The following is a 19,164-nucleotide window of genomic DNA, read 5'->3' as shown; positions in this document are numbered from 1 at the left end:
AACCCACTTGCGACGGGCCGTAAGTCCCGTATGTACGTGCGGACGCGGACCCTTCACGGACCCGGTCGGTTCAGATCGCGGCCTTCTTCAGATCGCCGCCTTCTTCAGGCGGCGCCGCTCGCGTTCGGACAGGCCGCCCCAGATGCCGAAGCGCTCGTCGTTGGCGAGGGCGTACTCGAGGCACTCGGAGCGGACCTCGCAAGCCAGGCAGACCTTCTTGGCCTCACGGGTGGAGCCACCCTTCTCGGGGAAGAAGGACTCGGGGTCGGTCTGGGCGCACAGCGCGCGCTCCTGCCAGCCGAGTTCCTCGTCCGCGTCGTCGACCAGCAGTTGCTGCACCAGCTCGGTCATGTGCGCCCCTCGTCTGTCTTTCGCGTCCCCGTGATGTAGCCGTTACCGATGTCGGCTGAACGACACGAGTGAAATTACAAGTGTGCTGCTCCGGGCGAGTCAAGCCGAGATCTGCTATTGGGCCCCTTATTCACTCTGCGGAACCAAGGCCTAGCGGAAAGTGTTCAAATCGCCATAAACCTTGACAAGCAGACGGGGTCCTCGGGGTCGTCCGACCCGTGCAGGACCTGTACGGAGAAGGACGCCCAGGAGCTCGTTCCCGTTCCGTGCGCGCCGGTTGTGCGCCATGTGTCCCGGTAGCCCCATGCACAAACCTTTCACCTCGCAGATGAACCGGATGAGGTGAAACCGGTCCCACATGCCGGTGTCGAGTTGACAGTGGGGGTGTGAACCGCTGTCCTTGTGGGCATGCTCCCGAACTTGGCACTCACCTTGACCCGCACCGCCGGGTCCCACGGTGCTGCCCGCGCTCGCTGTAGCTGTTGCTGTCACAGCTGTTGAGCCCCGGTGGACGTCACCCGCTCCAGCTGAAGGCCGAATCCCCCGGGACTCGGCCTTTCTCGTTCCCTCTGTCTGACTGACCTTCTTTCACTGAGGAACCACCGCACCCATGAACAGCGACAACGACCTCCAGATCGCCGGCGACATCCTCGAGGTCCCGCATCTGCTCCAGGCCCCGCGCGAGCACCCCGTCACCGTCGCGGAGTTCGTCGGCCTGGCCCGCTCCATCGCCGCGGACCGCTCGCAGTGGGAGCACCTGGTGGAGTACGACGCCACGTCGCGCTGGTACCACCGGCTGCGCACCGGCCCCGGCTACGAGGTCTGGCTGCTGTCCTGGGTGCCCGGTCAGGGCAGCGGGCTGCACGACCACGGCCGCTCCTCCGGCGTGCTGACGGTCCTGGACGGCGAGCTGACCGAGCGCACCGACCGCGGCACGCGCGCGTTGGCCGCCGGTACGCAGCGGGTGTTCGCGCCCGGCTATGTGCACGAGGTCGTCAACGACGCGCTGGAGCCGGCGGTCAGCCTGCACGTGTACTACCCGGGCCTGACCGAGATGCCGATGCACACATCGCACGCCTGCACGGCGCGTCCGGTGACTGCCTGACGCTTTGTCGTACCCGCCTGCAAGACTTGGGCCCATGCGAATCGTGGTTCTGGCAGGCGGCATCGGCGGTGCCCGTTTCCTGCGCGGTCTGAAGCAGGCCGCGCCGGACGCGGACATCACGGTCATCGGCAACACCGGCGACGACATCCACCTCTTCGGACTGAAGGTCTGCCCGGACCTCGACACGGTGATGTACACGCTCGGCGGCGGCATCAACGAGGAACAGGGCTGGGGCCGGGCCGACGAGACCTTCCACCTCAAGGAGGAGCTCGCGGCCTACGGCGTCGGGCCCGAGTGGTTCGGACTCGGCGACCGGGACTTCGCCACGCACATCGTGCGGACGCAGATGATCGGCGCCGGGTACCCGCTCAGCGCGGTCACCGAGGCGCTCTGCGACCGGTGGAAGCCGGGCGTGAAGCTCATCCCCATGTCCGACGACCGCGTGGAGACCCATGTCGCCGTCGAGGTGGACGGCGAGCGCAAGGCGGTCCACTTCCAGGAGTACTGGGTACGGCTGCGGGCCTCGGTCCCGGCGGAGGCGATCGTGCCGGTCGGCGCCGAGCAGGCGAAGCCCGCGCCCGGTGTCCTGGAGGCGATCGCCGCGGCGGACGTCATCCTCTTCCCCCCGTCCAACCCGGTCGTCTCGGTCGGCACGATCCTGGCCGTGCCCGGCATCCGCGAGGCGATCGCCGAGGCGGGCGTCCCCGTCGTCGGCCTCTCCCCCATCGTGGGGGACGCGCCCGTGCGCGGGATGGCCGACAAGGTGCTGGCGGCGGTGGGTGTGGAGTCGACGGCCGCGGCGGTGGCCGAGCACTACGGCTCGGGGCTGCTGGACGGCTGGCTCGTCGACACCGTCGACGCGGGCTCCGTGGAGCGCGTCGAGGCGGCCGGCATCCGCTGCCGGGCCGTGCCGCTGATGATGACGGACCTCGACGCGAGCGCGCAGATGGCCCGCGAGGCGCTGGCGCTGGCGGAGGAGGTCCGGGCCCGATGAGTACGGACGGCTTCCGCGCGTGGGCCGTGCCCGGGCTGCCCGAGATCGCGGCCGGGGACGACCTCGCCAAGCTCATCGCCGCCGCCGAACCGGGCCTCGCGGACGGTGACGTGCTGCTGGTCACCTCGAAGATCGTCTCCAAGGCGGAGGGCCGGATCGTCGAGGCGGCCGACCGGGAGGCGGCGATCGACGCCGAGACGGTCCGCGTGGTGGCCCGGCGCGGTGCGCTGCGGATCGTCGAGAACCGGCAGGGGCTGGTCATGGCGGCGGCCGGCGTCGACGCCTCCAACACCCCGGCCGGGACGGTCCTGTTGCTGCCCGAGGACCCGGACGCCTCCGCGCGCGCGATCCGCGAAGGGCTGCGGGAGCTGCTCGGGGTCGAGGTCGGTGTGATCGTCACCGACACCTTCGGGCGGCCGTGGCGCGCGGGGCTCACGGACGTGGCGATCGGCGCCGCCGGGGTGCGGGTCCTCGACGACCTGCGCGGGGGCACGGACGCGTACGGCAATCCGCTCAGCGCCACCGTCGTCGCCACGGCCGACGAACTGGCCGCGGCCGGTGAACTGGTCAAGGGCAAGGCCGCCGGGCTGCCCGTCGCCGTGGTGCGCGGGCTGCCGCACGTGGTCTCCCCCGAGCACGGGGAGGGGGCGGGCGCCATGGTGCGCGGCGCGCGCGACGACATGTTCCGGCTGGGCACCTCCGAGGCGGTCCGGCTGGCGGTGACCCAGCGGCGTACCGTCCGGGCCTTCACGGACGAGCCGGTCGACGGCGGTGCCGTGCGCCGGGCCGTCGCCGCGGCGGTGACCGCGCCGGCCCCGCATCACACGACGCCGTGGCGTTTCGTGCTGCTGGAGTCCGAGGCCTCACGGACCGAGCTGCTGGACGCGATGCGGGACGCGTGGATCGCGGATCTGCGGCGGGACGGCAAGACCGAGGAGTCGATCGCCAAGCGGGTGCGGCGCGGGGACGTGCTGCGCAACGCGCCGTATCTGGTGGTGCCGTGTCTCGTCATGGACGGCTCGCACACGTACGGCGATCCGCGGCGGGACGGGGCCGAGCGGGAGATGTTCGTCGTCGCCACCGGAGCCGGGGTGCAGAACTTCCTCGTCGCGCTGGCCGGGGAGCGGCTGGGGTCGGCGTGGGTGTCGTCGACGATGTTCTGCCGGGACGTGGTCCGGGAGGTGCTGGGGCTGCCGGCGGACTGGGATCCGATGGGGGCCGTGGCGGTGGGGCATCCGGCGGAAGAGCCGAAGGCGCGGGCGGAGCGAGATGCGGGGACGTTCATCGAGGTGCGGTGACGTGGCGCTTCGCGGTGATGTGGGGTGAGAGGGGCTTGCGCCCCTCTACTCTCATAGGGCTGTAGGACCTCACTCATCCAGGGCTGCAGGACCTCACTCATCTCATCCGGGACTTCTTCGTGGCTGGACGGTTCGCTCCGCGGCCCACGCGTACGACGGTGCGCGGTGGGCATGTCGCCGTGCCCGGAGGTGTGCCGCGGCCCGCGGCCGCGCCGGGGCGGGTGCGGACGTTCGTGCCGCAGTGGCCGTTGGATCTGGGGCTGGTGCTCGGGCCGTTGCGGCGCGGGCCCGCCGATCCGACGTTCCGGGCGATGCCGGACGGGTCGGTGTGGCGGGCCAGTCTGACGCCGGCCGGACCGGGGACCCTGCGGGTGGCCGCGCGGCGCGACGGGGAGGTGCGCGGGGAGGCGTGGGGGCCGGGGGCGGAGTGGCTGCTCGACCGGTTGCCCGAGCTGCTCGGGGCCGCCGACGATCCGTCCGCCTTCGTGCCTCGCCACCGGTTGCTGGCGGTGACCCGGCATCGGCGGCCGGGCTTGCGGCTGACGCGGACCGGGCTGGTCCTGGAGTCCTTGATCCCGTCGATCCTGGAGCAGAAGGTCACGACCGACGAGGCGTACCGGGCGTGGCGGTCGCTGGTGCGGAAGTTCGGGGAGCCGGCGCCGGGGCCCGCGGCCGGGGGGCGGCTGTGGGTGATGCCGGCGCCTCGGACGTGGGCGTTGATTCCGTCGTGGGAGTGGCATCGGGCCGGCGTGGACAACAAGCGGGCGTCCACGATTCTGCGGGCCGTACGGGTGGCCGCGCGGCTGGAGCAGGCGGTGGGCATGTCCGCGCAGGACGCTCAGGCGCGGTTGGAGGTCGTGCCCGGGGTGGGGCCGTGGACGTCCGCGGAGGTCGTGCAGCGCAGTCACGGGGCGGCGGACGCGGTGACCGTGGGGGATCTGCATCTGCCGGGGATCGTGGGATGGGCGCTGGCCGGGGACCGGGACGCCGATGACGAGGCGATGCTGTCGCTGCTGGAGCCCTATGCCGGGCAGCGGCACCGGGCGGCCCGGCTGATCCTGCTGAGCGGGCGGACGCCGGCGCGGCGGGCGCCGCGGATGCCACGAGGGGACATCGGGCGGTTGTGAGGTCCTGGCAGGGGATCGACGACGGTGTCCGATCCCCTGCCGGTGGAGTATCGAAGATGTGCGCCACCGCTCCGAGAGGCGCGTCACTGGTCCGAGGAGAAGCGGACCGCTCCGGCCGGGATCCTGGCGTCGCACCAGATCCGGGCGCCGTCGCGCAGTTCGTTGTCGGGGCCCACCACCGCGCCGTCCCCGATGACCGCTCCGGTGAGGACGGAGCGTTCGCCCACCCTCGCGCGGGTGCCGATCAGGGAGTCCGTGATGACCGCGCCCGGTTCGATGACCGCGCCCGGCAGGACCGTGCTGCCGAAGACCCGGGCGCCCTCGGCCACGAAAGCGCCCTCGCCGACCACCGTGCCGCCGGTGAGTTTGGCGTCGGGGGCCACCCGGGCCGTGGGGAGGATCAGCCGGTCGCCGCAGCGGCCGGGGACCGCGGGGGACGGGGCGCGGCCGAGGACCAGGTCGGCCGAGCCGCGTACGAAGGCCGCCGGGGTGCCCAGGTCCAGCCAGTACGTGGAGTCGACCATGCCCTGGAGGTGGGCGCCGGCCGCCAGGAGGTCGGGGAAGGTCTCGCGTTCGACGGACACCGGGCGTCCCGTCGGGATCGTGTCGATCAGGGAGCGGCGGAAGACGTACGCGCCCGCGTTGATCTGGTCGGTGACGATCTCCTCGGGGGTCTGGGGTTTCTCCAGGAAGGCCAGGACCTTGCCGGTCTCGTCGGTGGGGACCAGGCCGTACGCGCGCGGGTCGGTCACCTTCGTCAGGTGCAGGGAGACGTCCGCGTCCGTCGACTCGTGCGTGGCCACCAGGGCCCGGATGTCCAGGCCCGTCAGGATGTCGCCGTTGAAGATCAGGACCGGCTCGTCGGGGCCCGAGTGGAGGCGGGAGGCCACGTTGCGGATCGCGCCGCCCGTGCCGAGCGGCTCCTCCTCGGTGACGTACTCGATGTGCAGGCCGAGTGCCGAGCCGTCGCCGAAGTACGGTTCGAAGACCTCGGCCAGATAGGACGTGGCCAGGACGATGTGGTCCACGCCCGCGGCTCTGGCTCTCGCCAGCTGATGTGTGAGGAACGGGACTCCGGCCGCGCGGACCATGGGCTTCGGGGTGTGCACCGTCAGCGGGCGCAGCCTCGTGCCCTTGCCTCCGACCAGGAGGATCGCTTCTGTCACCTGTCGTCTCTGCTTCCTGCCGGTGACCGGCCGAACTGTCTTTCGGCCGGTCAGTGTATGCAGACCGTTGTGCGGCGCTTTCGACAGCATCGACGGATTCGACGGCAGTACGGTTCTCTGTCCGTCCCTCCTGGTTCTCCGTGCCCCCGCTCTCCCCTCCTACCTCCCCTGGTAGCGCGCCGCGGTCGAGCGGGCCGAGCCGAGTTTGCGGTAGAGCTGCGCGCCGGGACAGGCCGTGGAGTAGCCGTCCCGGTGGCCGGAGATGACGTTCAGCCGAGCCTTCGTGCCCTTGCGGTAGAGGTTGCCACCGCCCGACTTCAGGTATGTCTTCCCGCTCGGATCGGCACCGTAGAGACCGAGTTTCCAGGCCGTGAGCCGGGCGATGGCCTTCACCGCGGCGGACTTGGGGCGGGTGTAGCCGAAGGAGCCGAGGACGGCGACCCCCATGCTGTTGGTGTTGAAGCCCAGGGTGTGGGCGCCGAGGACGGCCTTCGCCACTCCCCCGGCGCGGCCCTCGTAGATCTTTCCGCACTTGTCGACGAGGAAGTTGTAGCCGATGTCGCGCCAGCCCATGCTCTCGACGTGGTAGCGGTAGATACCGCGAATGACGGAGGGGGCCTGTGAGCAGCGGTAGCCGTTGCCGGTGGCCGTGTGGTGCACGAAGGCCGCCTTCACCTTCTTCGTGTAGACGAACTTCTTCTCGCGCAGCGACTCGTCCGCCCCCCAGCCGCGGCGCGTCACGATCTTCGGGCGCGGGCCGATGAACGGCTTCACCCGCTGACTCTCCGTCAGTTCGCCGGCCCGCAGGGTGCGCAGTTCGCGCTCGGTCTGCGCGCGGTCGAGCGCGGGGATCTCGAGGGCGCCGAGCGGCGCGAGTGCGGTGTTGGCGGCGGAGGCGGCCACGGCCTCGGGGGCCTCGGCGCCGAGCCCGCGACGGGCCCGCGGGCCGCCGGCCGGGCTGCCCTGCGGGAGGGCGGCCCCGCCGGGGTCGACGAGTTCGAGGCGCAGCCCCGACGGCAGCACGGTCGGCGCCGCACCGACCTCCCGCGTCTCGGCGTCCGCCCGCACCCGTACCTCCACGCCGTCCGAGTCCCCCACCCACAGCGGTGCCGTCGCCCCGCGCACCCGGCCGGAGGAGCGCTCGGCCGTGCCGGGGTCGGCGCCGTCGTCGCCGTAGTGCGTCTCGACGTCCTGCCAGGGGGACCAGGTGTCCGAGTCGAGCGCACGCGCGCGTACCTGGACGCGGCCGTGCAGGGCGGTGTCCGGGTCGTCCCAGACGACGCCGACCATCGAGAAGCGGTGCACATCGCGGCGCGGCAGGCCCTGGACGGGGGCGGAGCCCAGGGAGCGGTCGGCGCCGAGCGGGGTGAGCGGCAGCGACTGCGTGCTGCCCGGGACGGCCGCCTCCGCGCTCGGCGCCGGGCGAGCGACGGCCGCGGCGGCGGGTGGGGTCAGCGGAAGGGCGAGGGCGGCCGCGCACGTGACACCGATCGAGGAAGCAAGAAATCCACGCATGCAAACGATGTTGGACATAGTCATACATTTCTGTCCATCCGGGAACTGACGGAGCGTCGGCCGTCGTTCCCCCGAACCGGTGAGCGGGCGGCGGGCCGGTCCTTCGCCGCCACGCCGTGCGCCCGCGTACGCTTGCCCGGGTGAACGCCACCGATCGCACCCCTGCCGACCTGCTGCGTTCCGCGCTCGCCGCGGATGCCGGACGCCCCCTGGTGACCTTCTACGACGACGCCACGGGCGAACGGGTCGAACTGTCCGTCGCCACCTTCGCCAATTGGGTGGCCAAGACCGCCAACCTGCTCCAGGGCGAGCTCTCCGCGGAACCCGGCGACCGGGTCGCGCTGCTGCTGCCCGCGCACTGGCAGACGGCCGTGTGGCTGCTGGCGTGTTCCTCGGTGGGCGTGGTCGCCGATGTCGCCGGGGATCCCAAGGCGGCCGACATCGTGGTGAGCGGCCCGGAAACTCTCGACGCGGCACGCGCCTGCTCCGGCTCCCGGATCGCGCTCGCCCTGCGGCCGCTCGGCGGACGCTTCCCGCAGCCGCCGGACGGCTTCGCCGACTACGCGGTCGAGGTACCGGGGCAGGGCGACCGGTTCGCGCCGTTCACGCCGGTCGACCCCGAGGAGCCGGCGCTGGTCGTGGCCGGGCGGGAGTTCAGCGGGGCGGAGGTCGTGGAGCGGGCGGCGGCGGAGGCCTCCGGGCTCGGGCTCACGGGGCCCGGGTCCCGGTTGCTGTCGGGGCTGCCGTACGACACGTGGGAGGGGCTGTGCGCGGGGTTGTACGCGCCGCTGGCCACCGGTGGGTCCGTGGTGCTGTGCCGGAATCTTGAGCGGTTGGGGGAGGAAGGGCTGGCGAAGAGGATGGAGAGCGAGCGGGTGACCGTCACGGCGCGCTGACGCCGAAAGGCCCGTCCCCCATTCGGCCCAGCACCATCCGCCCCCGCCCGCCCATCCACGCCATGGTCATAAGAGCGACCGCACCACACGCTCGTACGCCATGAGGGGTGGACCGAATCGTGACCGACACCGCAGGTACGCCCCGCAAAGGCACCCTCGGTCCGGGAGCGGGGGCTTCTGCCACCGGGCGGGGGCTCATACGTCGGCGTCGGCGGCGTTGGCGGCGGGGCGGGGCGATCGGGGTGGGCGTCGTCGTCCTGGCGGCCGTCGGGACCGGGTGGGCGCTCTACGTCAAGCTCGACGGGAACATCACGGCCGACAACGCCGCCGCCGCCGAGCTCGCCCGGTACGAGAAGGAGCGGCCCACCGCGCTCGTCAAGGACGCGCAGAACATCCTGCTGATCGGGTCGGACTCGCGCTCCGGGGACGGCAACGCGCGCTACGGGCGGGACTCGGGGACCGAGCGCTCGGACACGACGATCCTGCTGCACCTCTCCGCCGGGCGGCACACCGCCACCGCCGTCTCGCTCCCCCGCGATCTGATGGTGGACGTACCGGCCTGTCGGCGGGCGGACGGCAGCCGGACCGAGCCGACGTTCACGATGTTCAACTCCGCCTTCCAGAAGGGCGGTTCGGCTTGCACCATCCGGACCGTGGAGAAGCTGACCGGCATCCGGATCGACCATCACATGGTCGTCGACTTCCACGGCTTCAAGGACATGGTCGACGCGGTGGACGGCGTCGAGATCTGCCTGACGAGGCCGATCGACGACAAGGCCGCCAAGCTGAAGCTCCCGGCGGGCAGGGTGACGCTCAACGGGGAGCAGGCCCTCGGCTACGTCCGCGCCCGCAAGTCCATCGGCGACGGCAGCGACACCGACCGGATGGACCGGCAGCAACGGTTCCTCGGGGCGCTCGTCAACAAACTGCAGAGCAACGACGTCCTGCTGAATCCGGTGAAGCTCTATCCCGTGCTGGACGCGGCCACGTCCTCGCTCACGACCGACCCGGATCTGGCGAGCTTGCGTGGTTTGTACGACCTCGTGCGCGGACTGCGCGACATCCCCACCGAACGTGTGCAATTCCTGACCGTGCCGCGGGAGTCGTACGCCTACGACGCCAACCGCGACCAACTCGTGGAAGCCGAGGCGGAGAAGCTGTTCACCCAGCTGCGCACGGATGCGCCGGTGGCGGTCGCCGAGGAAGTTCCGCGGGATTCCACGACAAAGAACCCCAATTCGAGCGATGGTTCGCAAGAAGAAGCGGATGCCGACGGAAAGTCCGGCGCCGAACGGCCCGCCGGGCCGGCCGCGGCCGTTTCGCCCGCGCCCACGTTTCGGGGAAACACGGCCGCCGAGGCCACCTGCGAGTAAAGCGATTACCAAGGCGACGTACATCTGTTCAAGGAAATGGGTGGATTGCCCGGTTGTAGGGACGTGGAATTTGTCACCGTCGTCGCTTGCCGGTGAACTGGCCGGATAGTGTGAGCGATCCGGTGCAGCAGGCCGATAGGTCTTCCTGGGGTCGTGCACTGTGTGACCGAGACCCGAGCGCCTTTGAGGGGGAAGGCGCCGCGTGGCCCCGACGGAGGATTCAGACAACCGTGGACGCGCAAGGCCGTGGGCGGGCGGACGACATCGACCCCGCAGACCAGTGGGTACTCAATCCGAACACTGGCGAATACGAACTGCGACTGACTCCTTCCGCACCGCAATCAGCGGTCCCGGGGCCACGCAGCAGAACGACGCCTCGTCCGGCGGGCCCGTCCGGGACGCCGCGCGGCAGAACGGCCGCGCCGGGACGCACCTCTCCCGCCGACGCCCCCGGCCGTGACGTACCGGCGCCCCGTCGGCGCCGCGGTGCTCCCGAGGAGCCGCCGCCCGGGCGCCGCAACCGGCGGCCGGTCAAGAAGAAGGCGCGCGGCAAGAAAATACTGCTGTGGACCGGCGGCGTGATGGCCTTCGTGCTGGTCGGCACGGCCGGCGCCGCCTATCTGTATCTGAAGCACCTCGAAGGCAACGTCACCACCGAGGACGTCGGCAACGTGGCCGACGACGGGTTCAGCAAGGACGAGGCCTTCAACATCCTGATCATCGGCACCGACAAGCGGACCGGGTCGGGCAACGAGGGCTACGGCGACAAGGGCAGTGTCGGGCACGCCGACACCAACATCCTGCTGCACGTCTCCAAGGACCGGACGAACGCGACCGCGATGAGCATCCCCCGGGACCTGATCGTGGACATTCCGGACTGCGAGGTCACCGAGGACGACGGCACCCAGAAGATCATCCCGGGCACCCAGCACCAGCGTTTCAACACCAGCCTCGGCCAGGACGGCCGTAACCCCGGCTGCACCATGAAGACCGTCGAGGAGCTCACCGGCATCGACGTGAACCACTTCGCGATGGCCGACTTCAACGCGGTGAAGACGCTGACGAGCGCGGTGGGCGGTGTGGAGGTCTGTCTCGCCAAGGACGTCGACGACCCCGACTCGCATCTGAAGCTGTCGGCCGGCAAGCACACCATCGAGGGCGAGCAGGCCCTCGCCTTCGTCCGCACCCGGCACAGCTTCGGCAACCAGGGCGACCTCGACCGCATCAAGGTCCAGCAGCAGTTCATGAGTTCGCTGATGCGCAAGATGACCTCCGGCGACACCCTCACCAGCCCGACCAAGCTGATCAAGCTGGCCAACGCCGCCACCAAGGCGCTCACCGTCGACACCGGCATAGGGAAGGCCAGCACGCTCAAGGACGTGGCCCTGGAGCTGAAGAAGGTGCCGATGAAGAACATCACCTTCACCACGGTCCCGGTCAAGGACAACCCCGCCGAGGTCGTCAAGGCGACGGTCGTGCCCCTCGAGCCGAACGCCTCGCAGGTGTTCAACATGATCAAGAGCGACACCTCCTTCACCGAGGTCAAGGCCCAGGAGAAGAAGGAGAAGGCCGCCGTCGCCGCCCGGTTGAAGGGCCCCAAGTCGGACGCCTCCGAGGTGCGGGTGCGGATCCTCAACGGCGGTGCCGCGGCCGGCAGCGCCCAGGAGGAGCTCACGTACCTCCAGACCGAGGCGGGCGTGACCAAGTCCGAGAACGCGGGCAACGCCGACGAGAGCCAGAAGAAGACGACGCTCGAATACGCCCCCGACCAGGCCGACCAGGCTCGCCGGCTGGCCGCGATCCTGGGGCTCAAGGGCTCGATGATGAAGCCCGGCAAGAGTGTCACCAACTCCCAGGGGCTGCCGACGATGACGCTGACGCTGGGCGAGGACTTCAAGGGGGCCGGGGTGAAGATGAACTCCACCGCGACGGCGTCCAACGTCGACAAGACCACGGCGAACGAGGTGAAGTGCGCCAAGTGAGCGTGGCCCGCGGGGGCGGGTGTGCGGGCGACGGCGCCCGCTGAGAGCGGGGACGCGGGCAACGGCGCCCGCTGAACATCTGAAGTGTGTTGACCTGACAGGCCTGTCGAACGTCTAACAGGGCGTACGGCAGGCCTGTGGGGTGCGTGGTGAGGGTGGGGAGGACGGGGAGATGAGCCACAGCAGTGTCCGGGAGGAGCGGCAGCCGGAGGTCGCGGAGGGGGCGGCCGAGGGCGGCGCGGGCAGACAGGGCAGACGCCGGGCGCGACCGCGCCGCAAGCACCGCGTGCTGCGCTGGTCGGCGACGACGTTGTCGGTGCTGATACTCGGCACGGCCGGCGCCGGTTATCTGTACTACCAGCATCTGAACGCCAACATCGACAAGGGCAAGCGCAGCACCGGTGGCTCCAGCGCGAAGAAGGCCGAGCCGAACGCCGCGGGACAGACTCCGTTGAACATCCTGCTGATCGGCTCCGACAGCCGTAACTCCGACGAGAACGTCAAGCTGGGCGGCAGCAAGGACAACCGGGGCAATCCGCCGCTGGCGGACGTGCAGATGCTGATCCACCTGTCCGCGGACCGCAAGAGCGCCGCCGTGGTGAGCATCCCGCGCGACACCCGCGTCGACATACCCAAGTGCACGGACCCCAAGACGGGTCACGTGTACCCGGCTACCAACGACATCATCAACACGACGCTGGCCCGCGGCGGAGCCGGCTGCACGCTCGACACCTGGCAGAACCTGACCGGCGTCTACATCGACCACTGGATGACGATCGACTTCGCGGGCGTGGTGAGCATGGCGGACGCCGTCGGCGGCGTCGAGGTCTGTGTGAACCAGAACGTGTGGGACCACCCGACAGCCGCGCAGAAGGGCGGCTCCGGCCTGAAGCTCACCAAGGGCAGGCACGAGATCAAGGGCAAGCAGGCGCTCCAGTGGCTGCGCACCCGGCATGCCTGGGGCAGCGACCAGATGCGGGCGCGCGCCCAGCACATGTACCTGAACTCGATGATCCGCACGCTGAAGAGCCAGAACGTCTTCACCGACGGCGGGCGCCTGATGGACCTGGCCGAGGCGGCCACGAAGTCCCTGACGGTCTCCGAGGAGATCGGCACCGTGAAGAAGCTCTACGACCTGGGCATGCAGCTGAAGTCGGTGCCGACGGACCGGCTCACCATGACGACGATGCCGAACATCGAGGACTCCCAGGACAAGAACCATCTGGTTCCGGAGCCCGCGGGCGCCGCGAAGATGTGGCAGATGCTCCGCGACGACGTCCCCTTCGACGACAAGGGCTCGGCCGGCAGGAAGAAGACCAAGGAGAAGGTCTCCGACGACCCGGCGGCACCCGACGACCAGATCGCGGTCACCGTGCAGAACGCCACCCGGTCCGCGACGCTCGGCCCGGCGAACGGACGGGCCCGCACCGTCACCGACCTGCTCCGGGGCAAGGGCTTCGCCCGGGCCACCGCGGACGCCACGGCGGGGCTCGCCGAGGAGGCGACCGTCGTGCGCTATCCGAGCGCGGACCTGGAGGGCGACGCCCAGCGCGTCGCCAAGTCCCTTGGCATTCCGCTGAGTTCGGTGAAGAAGTCGGCGGACGTCTCGGGGATCACACTCGTCGTGGGCGCCGACTGGCGTGAGGGCACGACGTACCCGAAGAAGTCCGATCCGAAGGCCGGGGACCTGCCGTCGAACTCCGACGAGATCAACGGGGCCGACGACAGCAAGTGCATGGACGTGTACGGGACGTACCAGTGGTAGGAGGCCGCGGTGGGAGCGGGCCCGGGGGCGACCGAGGGAAACCCCTGCCTCCACAGCGAACTCCTAAGTGACTGAAGAATGATGAGCCGCGCTCGCGTACGCTTCCGAACAGGCGGACCGGGCGCGCAGTCGACCAGCCGCCCGCCGGGCAAGGGGAGGCTCGGCGGGTCGGCCCAGGGTCCGCTTTTCTGGCGCAGGGTGGGGAGGGCAGGGAGTTGACGCAGAGCGTGCGCGGAGAGGTGCCCGCGGTCGAGGACACGATGTCCCTCACACCGCAGGGCCCCAGACCGCCCGCAGGGCACGGCGGGGGGCGACGCGGCCGAGGTGGCCGCAGGCGGGGCCGGCGGTTCCTGCGCTGGGCGGCGATCGTGCTGGCGGTGGTCATAGTCGGCACCGCGGGCGCCGGGTACCTCTACTACCGGCACCTCAACGGCAACCTCAAGAAGGACGACCTGAACATCGGCGACGAGAAGGACAGGGCCGCCAAGACGGAGGCCAACGCCGCCGGGCAGACGCCGCTGAACATCCTGCTGATCGGGTCGGACGCCCGGGACAACGCCGAGAACCAGAAGCTCGGCGGCGCCAAGGAGACGTACAACACCGCCCCGCGCGCGGACGTCCAGATGCTGCTGCACCTGTCGGCGGACCGCAGCAACATGTCGGTGGTCAGCATGCCGCGCGACACCCTGGTCGACATCCCGAAGTGCACGGACCCGGACGACGACAAGGTCTACCCGGCGCTCACCTCGAAGATGACGAACGACTCCCTCGGCCGCGGCGGCCCCGGCTGCACGGTGGCGACCTGGGAGAAGCTCACCGACATCCACATCGACCACTTCATCATGGTCGACTTCTCGGGCGTGGTGTCGATGGCGGACGCGATCGGCGGCGTGCCGGTCTGCGTGGACGCCAACATCTACTCGCACACCCGGACGGGGCACGGCTCGGGCCTGCGGCTCGAGGAAGGCACCACGTCCATCAAGGGCAAGCAGGCCCTGCAGTGGCTGCGCACCCGGTACGGCTTCGAGGACAACACCGACATCGCCCGGGCCAAGGCCCAGCACCAGTACATGAACTCGATGGTCCGCCAGTTGCGCGAGAACGCGACGCTGAGCAGCCCGAACAAGCTGCGCAAGCTCGCCGAGACGGCCACCGAGGCGCTGACGGTGGACGACGGGCTGGGATCGGTGACGAAGCTGTACGACCTGAGCAACGAGCTGCGCAAGGTCCCCACGAAGCGCATCACCATGACGACGATGCCGTGGCAGTACGCCGCGGACGGCAACCGGGTGGTGCCCAAGCCGGAGGAGGCGGAGAAGGTCTTCCGGCTCGTCCGTGAGGACATCGCCCTCGACGGCAAGGACAAGAAGAAGACCGCGAAGGAGACGACCACCTCCGACAAGGCCGCCGCGGACGACGAGATCGGCATCACCGTCGAGAACGGCACCCGCACCGACACCCTCGCCCCCGTCTCCGGCCGGGCGGGCACGGTGGCCGAGCTCCTGGTCGGCAAGGGCTTCACCAAGGCGGCGGCGGACCGGACGACGGCGACGGCCGCGGAGAAGACCCTGATCCGCTACCCGAGCCTCGACCTCAAGGGCGACGCCCTGCGCGTGGCCAAGGTCCTTGGCGTGCCGACGAGTTCGGTGAAGAAGTCCACGGACGTCTCCGGGGTGACGCTCGTCGTGGGCGCGGACTGGCGTGACGGTACGACGTACAAGGCGCCGAAGGAGGACGACTCGCTGCCCGAGTCGGAGGACACCTTCAACGGCGCGGACACCAAGGCCTGCATGCACGTCAATCCGGACTTCACCTGGTAGCACGCGGGTCTGAAACGACCGAAGGCCCCCTCCCGGTCGCGGGAGGGGGCCTTCGGGCCGTTTCGGGAGCCTTCGAAGGCCCTTACGCCTGCGTCAGCACCGCCGGCCGCCGCGACGCGATGACCTTGCGTGCCAGTGACTTGGGGCTGGTCAGGAAGCCGTACCCCCACGACATGTGCATGGTGGCGAGGGCGACCGGGATCTGGAGGCGGGCCTTGAGCGACAGGCCCTTGCCGGCCGGAAGCGAGCCCAGGGCTATCGCCGCGAGGTAGCCGCCGGGGATCACGAAGCCGAGCGGGGTCACGGCCGCGCCGACCACGATCCCGGCCGCGATCGCGCAGACGGCGACCGGCGGAGCCAGATAGCGCAGGTTGATGGAGCCGGAGTGGTACCGGGCGACGACGTGCCGCCAGCGGCCGTAGTCCTTGTACTGCTTGGCCAGCGCCTTCACGGACGGCCTCGGACGGTAGGAGACCCGCAGCTCCGGCGAGAACCAGATCAGGCCGCCCGCCTCGCGGATGCGGAAGTTCAGCTCCCAGTCCTGGGCGCGGATGAACTCCTCGTTGTAGCCGCCCTGTTGTTCGAGGGCCTCGCGGCGGAAGACACCGAGGTAGACCGTCTCGGCGGGACCCGCCTGCCCGCCCGTGTGGAAGGCCGCGTTGCCGACGCCGATCTTCGAGGTCATCGCGGCGGCGACCGCGTCCTCCCAGGCGTTCTCGCCCTCGGCGTGCATGATGCCGCCGACGTTCTGCGCGCCGGTCTCCTCGAGGAGCCGTACGGCGGTGGCGATGTAGTTCGGCGAGAGCATGCCGTGGCCGTCGACGCGGACGACGATCGGATAGCGGGAGGCCTTGATCGCGGCGTTCAGGGCGGCGGGCGTGCGGCCGGTCGGGTTGGGGACGGTGTGGACGCGGGGGTCTTCGCGTACGAGCTCGGCGGCGATCTCGTCCGTGCGGTCCCTGGACGGACCGAGGGCGATCACGACCTCCATCTCGCCGGCGTACTCCTGCGCGAGGATCGCTTGGACGGCTCCGCGCAGATGCCGTTCCTCGTCGAGGACCGGCATGATCACAGACACGGCGGGGAGCTGCACGTCGGGCTTGGCGTTCATAGGGGGCTCACGTTACCGCGAACGGGGGACACCGGTGCGCCCCGCCCGGGGCGGCGTCCCGGGCCGCAGATCGTATCGGCCTACGGTGCTGAAGATCCCGTGCAAGGCCCTCAGGCCCGGTCCCGTCCGGTCTCAGCGGAGGTGTCCCCCATGTCCACGCCGCCCCGCCGCTCCCCCGCCGCCCCCCGGCCCCGACCGAGGCCGCGGCCACCCGTCCGGCGGCGGAAACCGCGGTGGGCCGCACGGGCGATCACCACGCTCTCCGTGGTGATCCTCGCCTCGGCCGGCATCGGGCACGCGGTGATCTCCAGCCTCGACGCGGACATCGCGCGCGTGGACCCCTTCAAGGACATGAAGAACCGGCCGAGAGCCGGGCACGGCATGAACGTGCTGCTGGTCGGCACCGACGGCCGGGACAAGATCACCGAGGCCGAGCGGCAGAAGTACCGCCTTGGCGGCGCGCCCTGTCACTGCACCGACACGATCATGATCGTGCACATCTCGGAGGACCGGGAGCGGGCCAGCGTGGTGAGCCTGCCGCGCGACTCGTACGCGATGACGCCCCCGCACACCGACCAGACCACCGGTGAGCAGCACCACGGCCACCCCGTCAAGCTCAACGCGGCGTACGCGGAGGGCGGCCCGCAGCTGACCGTGCGGACCGTCGAGACGATGACGCACGTGAAGATCGACCACTATCTGGAGGTCGACTTCACCAGCTTCATGAAGACGGTGGACGTCCTGGGCGGCGTGAAGATCTGCACCGCGGAACCGCTGAAGGACCCCTACACCGGCCTGGACTTGCCCGCCGGCTCGCACACCCTGATGGGCGGCGAGGCCCTCCAGTACGTCCGCTCGCGGCACATCGACGGGGCGGCGGACCTGGGCCGGATGAAGCGCCAGCAGCGCTTCATGGCGGCGCTGATCGACCGCGCGACCTCCTCCGGCATCCTCCTCAACCCGCTCAAGTTCCGGGACGTGACACGGGCGGTGCTGGGTTCGGTGCGGGCGGACCGGGAGTTCGGCACGGACGAGCTCCTCGACCTGGGGCGGGCGATGCGGAACTTCTCGCCGTCCTCCTCCGAGTTCACGACGGTCCCGATCGGGCAGATGGGGTACGCCGTCAAGGGCGTCGGCTCCACCCTGAAATGGGACGCGCGGAAGGCGGGCCGGCTCTTCCAGACGCTGCGCGAGGACAAGCCGCTGGCCGCGCACAAGCCGAAGAGCAAGGCCCTACGGGTCGCCGTCGCCCCGCAGCAGATCCGCGTCCAGGTCGAGAACGGCACCGCGACCGCCGGGCTCGGCAAGCGCGTCGACGCGGCGCTCGCCGCGACCGGCTTCCGCACCACCCACCAGCCGGTCACCTCGGCGAACCGCTCCGTCAAGCGCACGGTCGTCGCCTACGACCCCCGCTGGGACCGCTCCGCGAAGTCGCTGGCGGCGGCGCTGCCGGGCAGCGAGCTGCGGCCGGTGCGCGGGCAGGGAGCGGTGCTGAAGGTGATCGCCGGGGCGGACTTCCGGCAGGTGCGGAAGGTGCGGGCGGAGGATCCGTACCAGGGGGAGTTCGGGGTGGTCACCGGCGATGAGGTCGGGTGCCTGTGAGTCCGGAATTTCGGTCAACTTCCGGCCACGGCCGTGAACTTGTGTCTAGTTTGGTGCGCATCCCGACCGGTGATGTCCGGTCAGTGCCGCCCGAAGGAGACCAGGCTCATGTCCGATCCGTCCAGCCCCCCGGAGTCCCGTGACGAAGGCGTCGCACGCGTGACCAGGCTCCGCACCGACGTGTCCCACTCGGCCCGGATCTGGAACTACTGGCTCGGCGGCAAGGACCACTACCCCGTGGACGAGGAGGTCGGCGACCAGATCCTGTCCTTCGTCCCGGCCCTGCCGCGCTCGGCCGTCGCGGACCGCGCCTTCCTGGCCCGCGCGGTCCGGTATCTGGCCGAGGACGCGGGCATACGGCAGTTCCTCGACATCGGCACCGGCCTGCCCACCGCCGACAACACCCACGAGGTCGCCCAGCGCGTCGACCCCACGTGCCGGATCGTCTACGTCGACAACGACCCCCTGGTCCTCACCCACGCGCACGCCCTGCTCACCAGCACGCCCGAGGGGGCCACCGACTACATCGAGGCCGACGTCCACGACCCCGAGGCGATCCTGCGGGGCGCCGCCGAGACCCTCGACTTCTCCCGCCCCGTCGCGGTCACGATGCTCGGCATCGTCAACTTCGTCATGGACACCGACGAGGCGGTCGGGATCGTGCGCAAGCTGCTGGCGGCCCTGCCCTCCGGCAGCTACCTGGTGATCTCCCACCCCACCACCGAGGTCGACGGCGAGGCGATGAAGTCGGCGGTGGAGTACTGGAACAGCCAGGGCTCGGCCCCGATGACCCTGCGCAGCCGCGCCGACCTCGCCCGCCTCTTCGAGGACGTCGAGCTCCTCGAACCCGGCATCGTCTCCTGCTCGCGCTGGCGGCCGGAGGCGCCGGAGGGCGAGATCGCCGAGGTCACGCACTTCGGAGGGGTGGGCAGGAAGCCGTAACCCTGATGGCGGCCACCGGGTCGTCCGGGGGAAATGGCGGGGACCGTGCGTGTGCGCCGGTTACGTTCCGGATTATTACCGTCCGCCCGATGGCGCCGGGCGGTGGGCGGGCGTAGG

The 19,164-nt window shown here is 70.6% G+C and carries 15 protein-coding genes; 11 read left to right on the top strand and 4 right to left on the bottom strand.

The window, feature by feature from the left end:
* Positions 1–87: 87 nt before the first annotated feature.
* On the bottom strand, positions 88–351 hold the full coding sequence (locus tag ACFUO4_RS29995; RefSeq protein ID WP_010986447.1) for a WhiB family transcriptional regulator: 264 nt from the start codon (positions 349–351) through the stop codon (positions 88–90).
* A gap of 610 nt (positions 352–961) precedes the next feature.
* Between ACFUO4_RS29995 and ACFUO4_RS29990 the strand changes: the two genes are divergently transcribed.
* From ACFUO4_RS29990 to ACFUO4_RS29975, 4 genes are all read left to right on the top strand, one after another.
* Positions 962–1,456, top strand: coding sequence for a cysteine dioxygenase family protein (locus tag ACFUO4_RS29990; protein ID WP_059196224.1), 495 nt, complete (start codon positions 962–964; stop codon positions 1,454–1,456).
* 34 nt (positions 1,457–1,490) lie between these two features.
* Positions 1,491–2,450, top strand: a complete 960-nt coding sequence (cofD, locus tag ACFUO4_RS29985; protein ID WP_383490702.1) for a 2-phospho-L-lactate transferase — start codon at positions 1,491–1,493, stop codon at positions 2,448–2,450.
* Positions 2,447–3,748: a coenzyme F420-0:L-glutamate ligase gene (locus ACFUO4_RS29980; protein ID WP_383490700.1), complete on the top strand. Its 1,302-nt coding sequence runs from the start codon at positions 2,447–2,449 to the stop codon at positions 3,746–3,748. Before cofD ends, ACFUO4_RS29980 begins: the two co-directional genes overlap by 4 nt.
* Before the next feature lie 119 nt (positions 3,749–3,867).
* Positions 3,868–4,875, top strand: a complete 1,008-nt coding sequence (locus tag ACFUO4_RS29975; RefSeq protein ID WP_079311118.1) for a DNA-3-methyladenine glycosylase — start codon at positions 3,868–3,870, stop codon at positions 4,873–4,875.
* Between the two features lie 83 nt (positions 4,876–4,958).
* On the opposite strand, the gene ACFUO4_RS29970 is transcribed toward ACFUO4_RS29975, so the two are convergent.
* Complete coding sequence (locus ACFUO4_RS29970; RefSeq protein WP_383490697.1) at positions 4,959–6,041, bottom strand: sugar phosphate nucleotidyltransferase; 1,083 nt, start codon at positions 6,039–6,041, stop codon at positions 4,959–4,961.
* 159 nt (positions 6,042–6,200) lie between these two features.
* A complete protein-coding gene (locus ACFUO4_RS29965; RefSeq protein ID WP_383490695.1) occupies positions 6,201–7,556 on the bottom strand; it encodes a peptidoglycan recognition protein in 1,356 nt (451 codons plus the stop codon).
* A 140-nt stretch (positions 7,557–7,696) separates the two neighbouring features.
* Between ACFUO4_RS29965 and ACFUO4_RS29960 the strand changes: the two genes are divergently transcribed.
* The 5 genes from ACFUO4_RS29960 to ACFUO4_RS29940 all read left to right on the top strand — a co-directional run bounded on the left by ACFUO4_RS29960 (position 7,697) and on the right by ACFUO4_RS29940 (position 15,392).
* On the top strand, positions 7,697–8,452 hold the full coding sequence (locus ACFUO4_RS29960) for a TIGR03089 family protein (protein ID WP_383490693.1): 756 nt from the start codon (positions 7,697–7,699) through the stop codon (positions 8,450–8,452).
* A gap of 119 nt (positions 8,453–8,571) precedes the next feature.
* Entirely contained in the window at positions 8,572–9,825 is a 1,254-nt protein-coding gene (locus ACFUO4_RS29955) for an LCP family protein (protein WP_383490691.1), read from the top strand.
* Positions 9,826–10,055: 230 nt separating this feature from the next.
* Positions 10,056–11,807 carry an LCP family protein gene (locus tag ACFUO4_RS29950; protein ID WP_383490689.1) on the top strand — a complete coding sequence of 584 codons (1,752 nt, stop codon included), beginning with the start codon at positions 10,056–10,058 and terminating at the stop codon, positions 11,805–11,807.
* Between the two features lie 172 nt (positions 11,808–11,979).
* Positions 11,980–13,572, top strand: coding sequence for an LCP family protein (locus ACFUO4_RS29945; protein ID WP_383490687.1), 1,593 nt, complete (start codon positions 11,980–11,982; stop codon positions 13,570–13,572).
* A 260-nt stretch (positions 13,573–13,832) separates the two neighbouring features.
* Complete coding sequence (locus tag ACFUO4_RS29940) at positions 13,833–15,392, top strand: LCP family protein (RefSeq protein WP_383490770.1); 1,560 nt, start codon at positions 13,833–13,835, stop codon at positions 15,390–15,392.
* Between the two features lie 82 nt (positions 15,393–15,474).
* Here ACFUO4_RS29940 and ACFUO4_RS29935 read toward each other — a convergent pair whose 3' ends face one another.
* The gene (locus ACFUO4_RS29935) at positions 15,475–16,503 is read right to left on the bottom strand and encodes a glycosyltransferase family 2 protein (RefSeq protein ID WP_383490685.1); all 1,029 of its coding nucleotides are present in this window, start codon (positions 16,501–16,503) and stop codon (positions 15,475–15,477) included.
* 150 nt (positions 16,504–16,653) lie between these two features.
* On the opposite strand from ACFUO4_RS29935, the gene ACFUO4_RS29930 reads away from it, so the two are divergent.
* Entirely contained in the window at positions 16,654–18,105 is a 1,452-nt protein-coding gene (locus ACFUO4_RS29930; RefSeq protein ID WP_383490683.1) for an LCP family protein, read from the top strand.
* Between the two features lie 108 nt (positions 18,106–18,213).
* Positions 18,214–19,047 carry an SAM-dependent methyltransferase gene (locus ACFUO4_RS29925; RefSeq protein WP_079311123.1) on the top strand — a complete coding sequence of 278 codons (834 nt, stop codon included), beginning with the start codon at positions 18,214–18,216 and terminating at the stop codon, positions 19,045–19,047.
* Positions 19,048–19,164: the final 117 nt, after the last annotated feature.

The organism is Streptomyces sp. NPDC057280 (genome assembly GCF_042668605.1).
In the GTDB taxonomy this organism is placed as follows: domain Bacteria; phylum Actinomycetota; class Actinomycetes; order Streptomycetales; family Streptomycetaceae; genus Streptomyces.
Note: the sequence above shows the minus strand (reverse complement) of the source record. Positions and strands in the feature narration are given on the sequence as shown.

Bases quoted from the DNA above. Each gene is read 5' to 3' on its own strand.
- ACFUO4_RS29995 (WP_010986447.1), bottom strand. From the start codon at position 351: ATGACCGAGCTGGTGCAGCAACTGCTGGTCGACGACGCGGACGAGGAA.
- ACFUO4_RS29930 (WP_383490683.1), top strand. From the start codon at position 16,654: ATGTCCACGCCGCCCCGCCGCTCCCCCGCCGCCCCCCGGCCCCGACCG.
- cofD (WP_383490702.1), top strand. From the start codon at position 1,491: ATGCGAATCGTGGTTCTGGCAGGCGGCATCGGCGGTGCCCGTTTCCTG.
- ACFUO4_RS29940 (WP_383490770.1), top strand. From the start codon at position 13,833: ATGTCCCTCACACCGCAGGGCCCCAGACCGCCCGCAGGGCACGGCGGG.
- ACFUO4_RS29980 (WP_383490700.1), top strand. From the start codon at position 2,447: ATGAGTACGGACGGCTTCCGCGCGTGGGCCGTGCCCGGGCTGCCCGAG.
- ACFUO4_RS29965 (WP_383490695.1), bottom strand. From the start codon at position 7,556: ATGCGTGGATTTCTTGCTTCCTCGATCGGTGTCACGTGCGCGGCCGCC.
- ACFUO4_RS29925 (WP_079311123.1), top strand. From the start codon at position 18,214: ATGTCCGATCCGTCCAGCCCCCCGGAGTCCCGTGACGAAGGCGTCGCA.
- ACFUO4_RS29990 (WP_059196224.1), top strand. From the start codon at position 962: ATGAACAGCGACAACGACCTCCAGATCGCCGGCGACATCCTCGAGGTC.
- ACFUO4_RS29935 (WP_383490685.1), bottom strand. From the start codon at position 16,503: ATGAACGCCAAGCCCGACGTGCAGCTCCCCGCCGTGTCTGTGATCATG.
- ACFUO4_RS29945 (WP_383490687.1), top strand. From the start codon at position 11,980: ATGAGCCACAGCAGTGTCCGGGAGGAGCGGCAGCCGGAGGTCGCGGAG.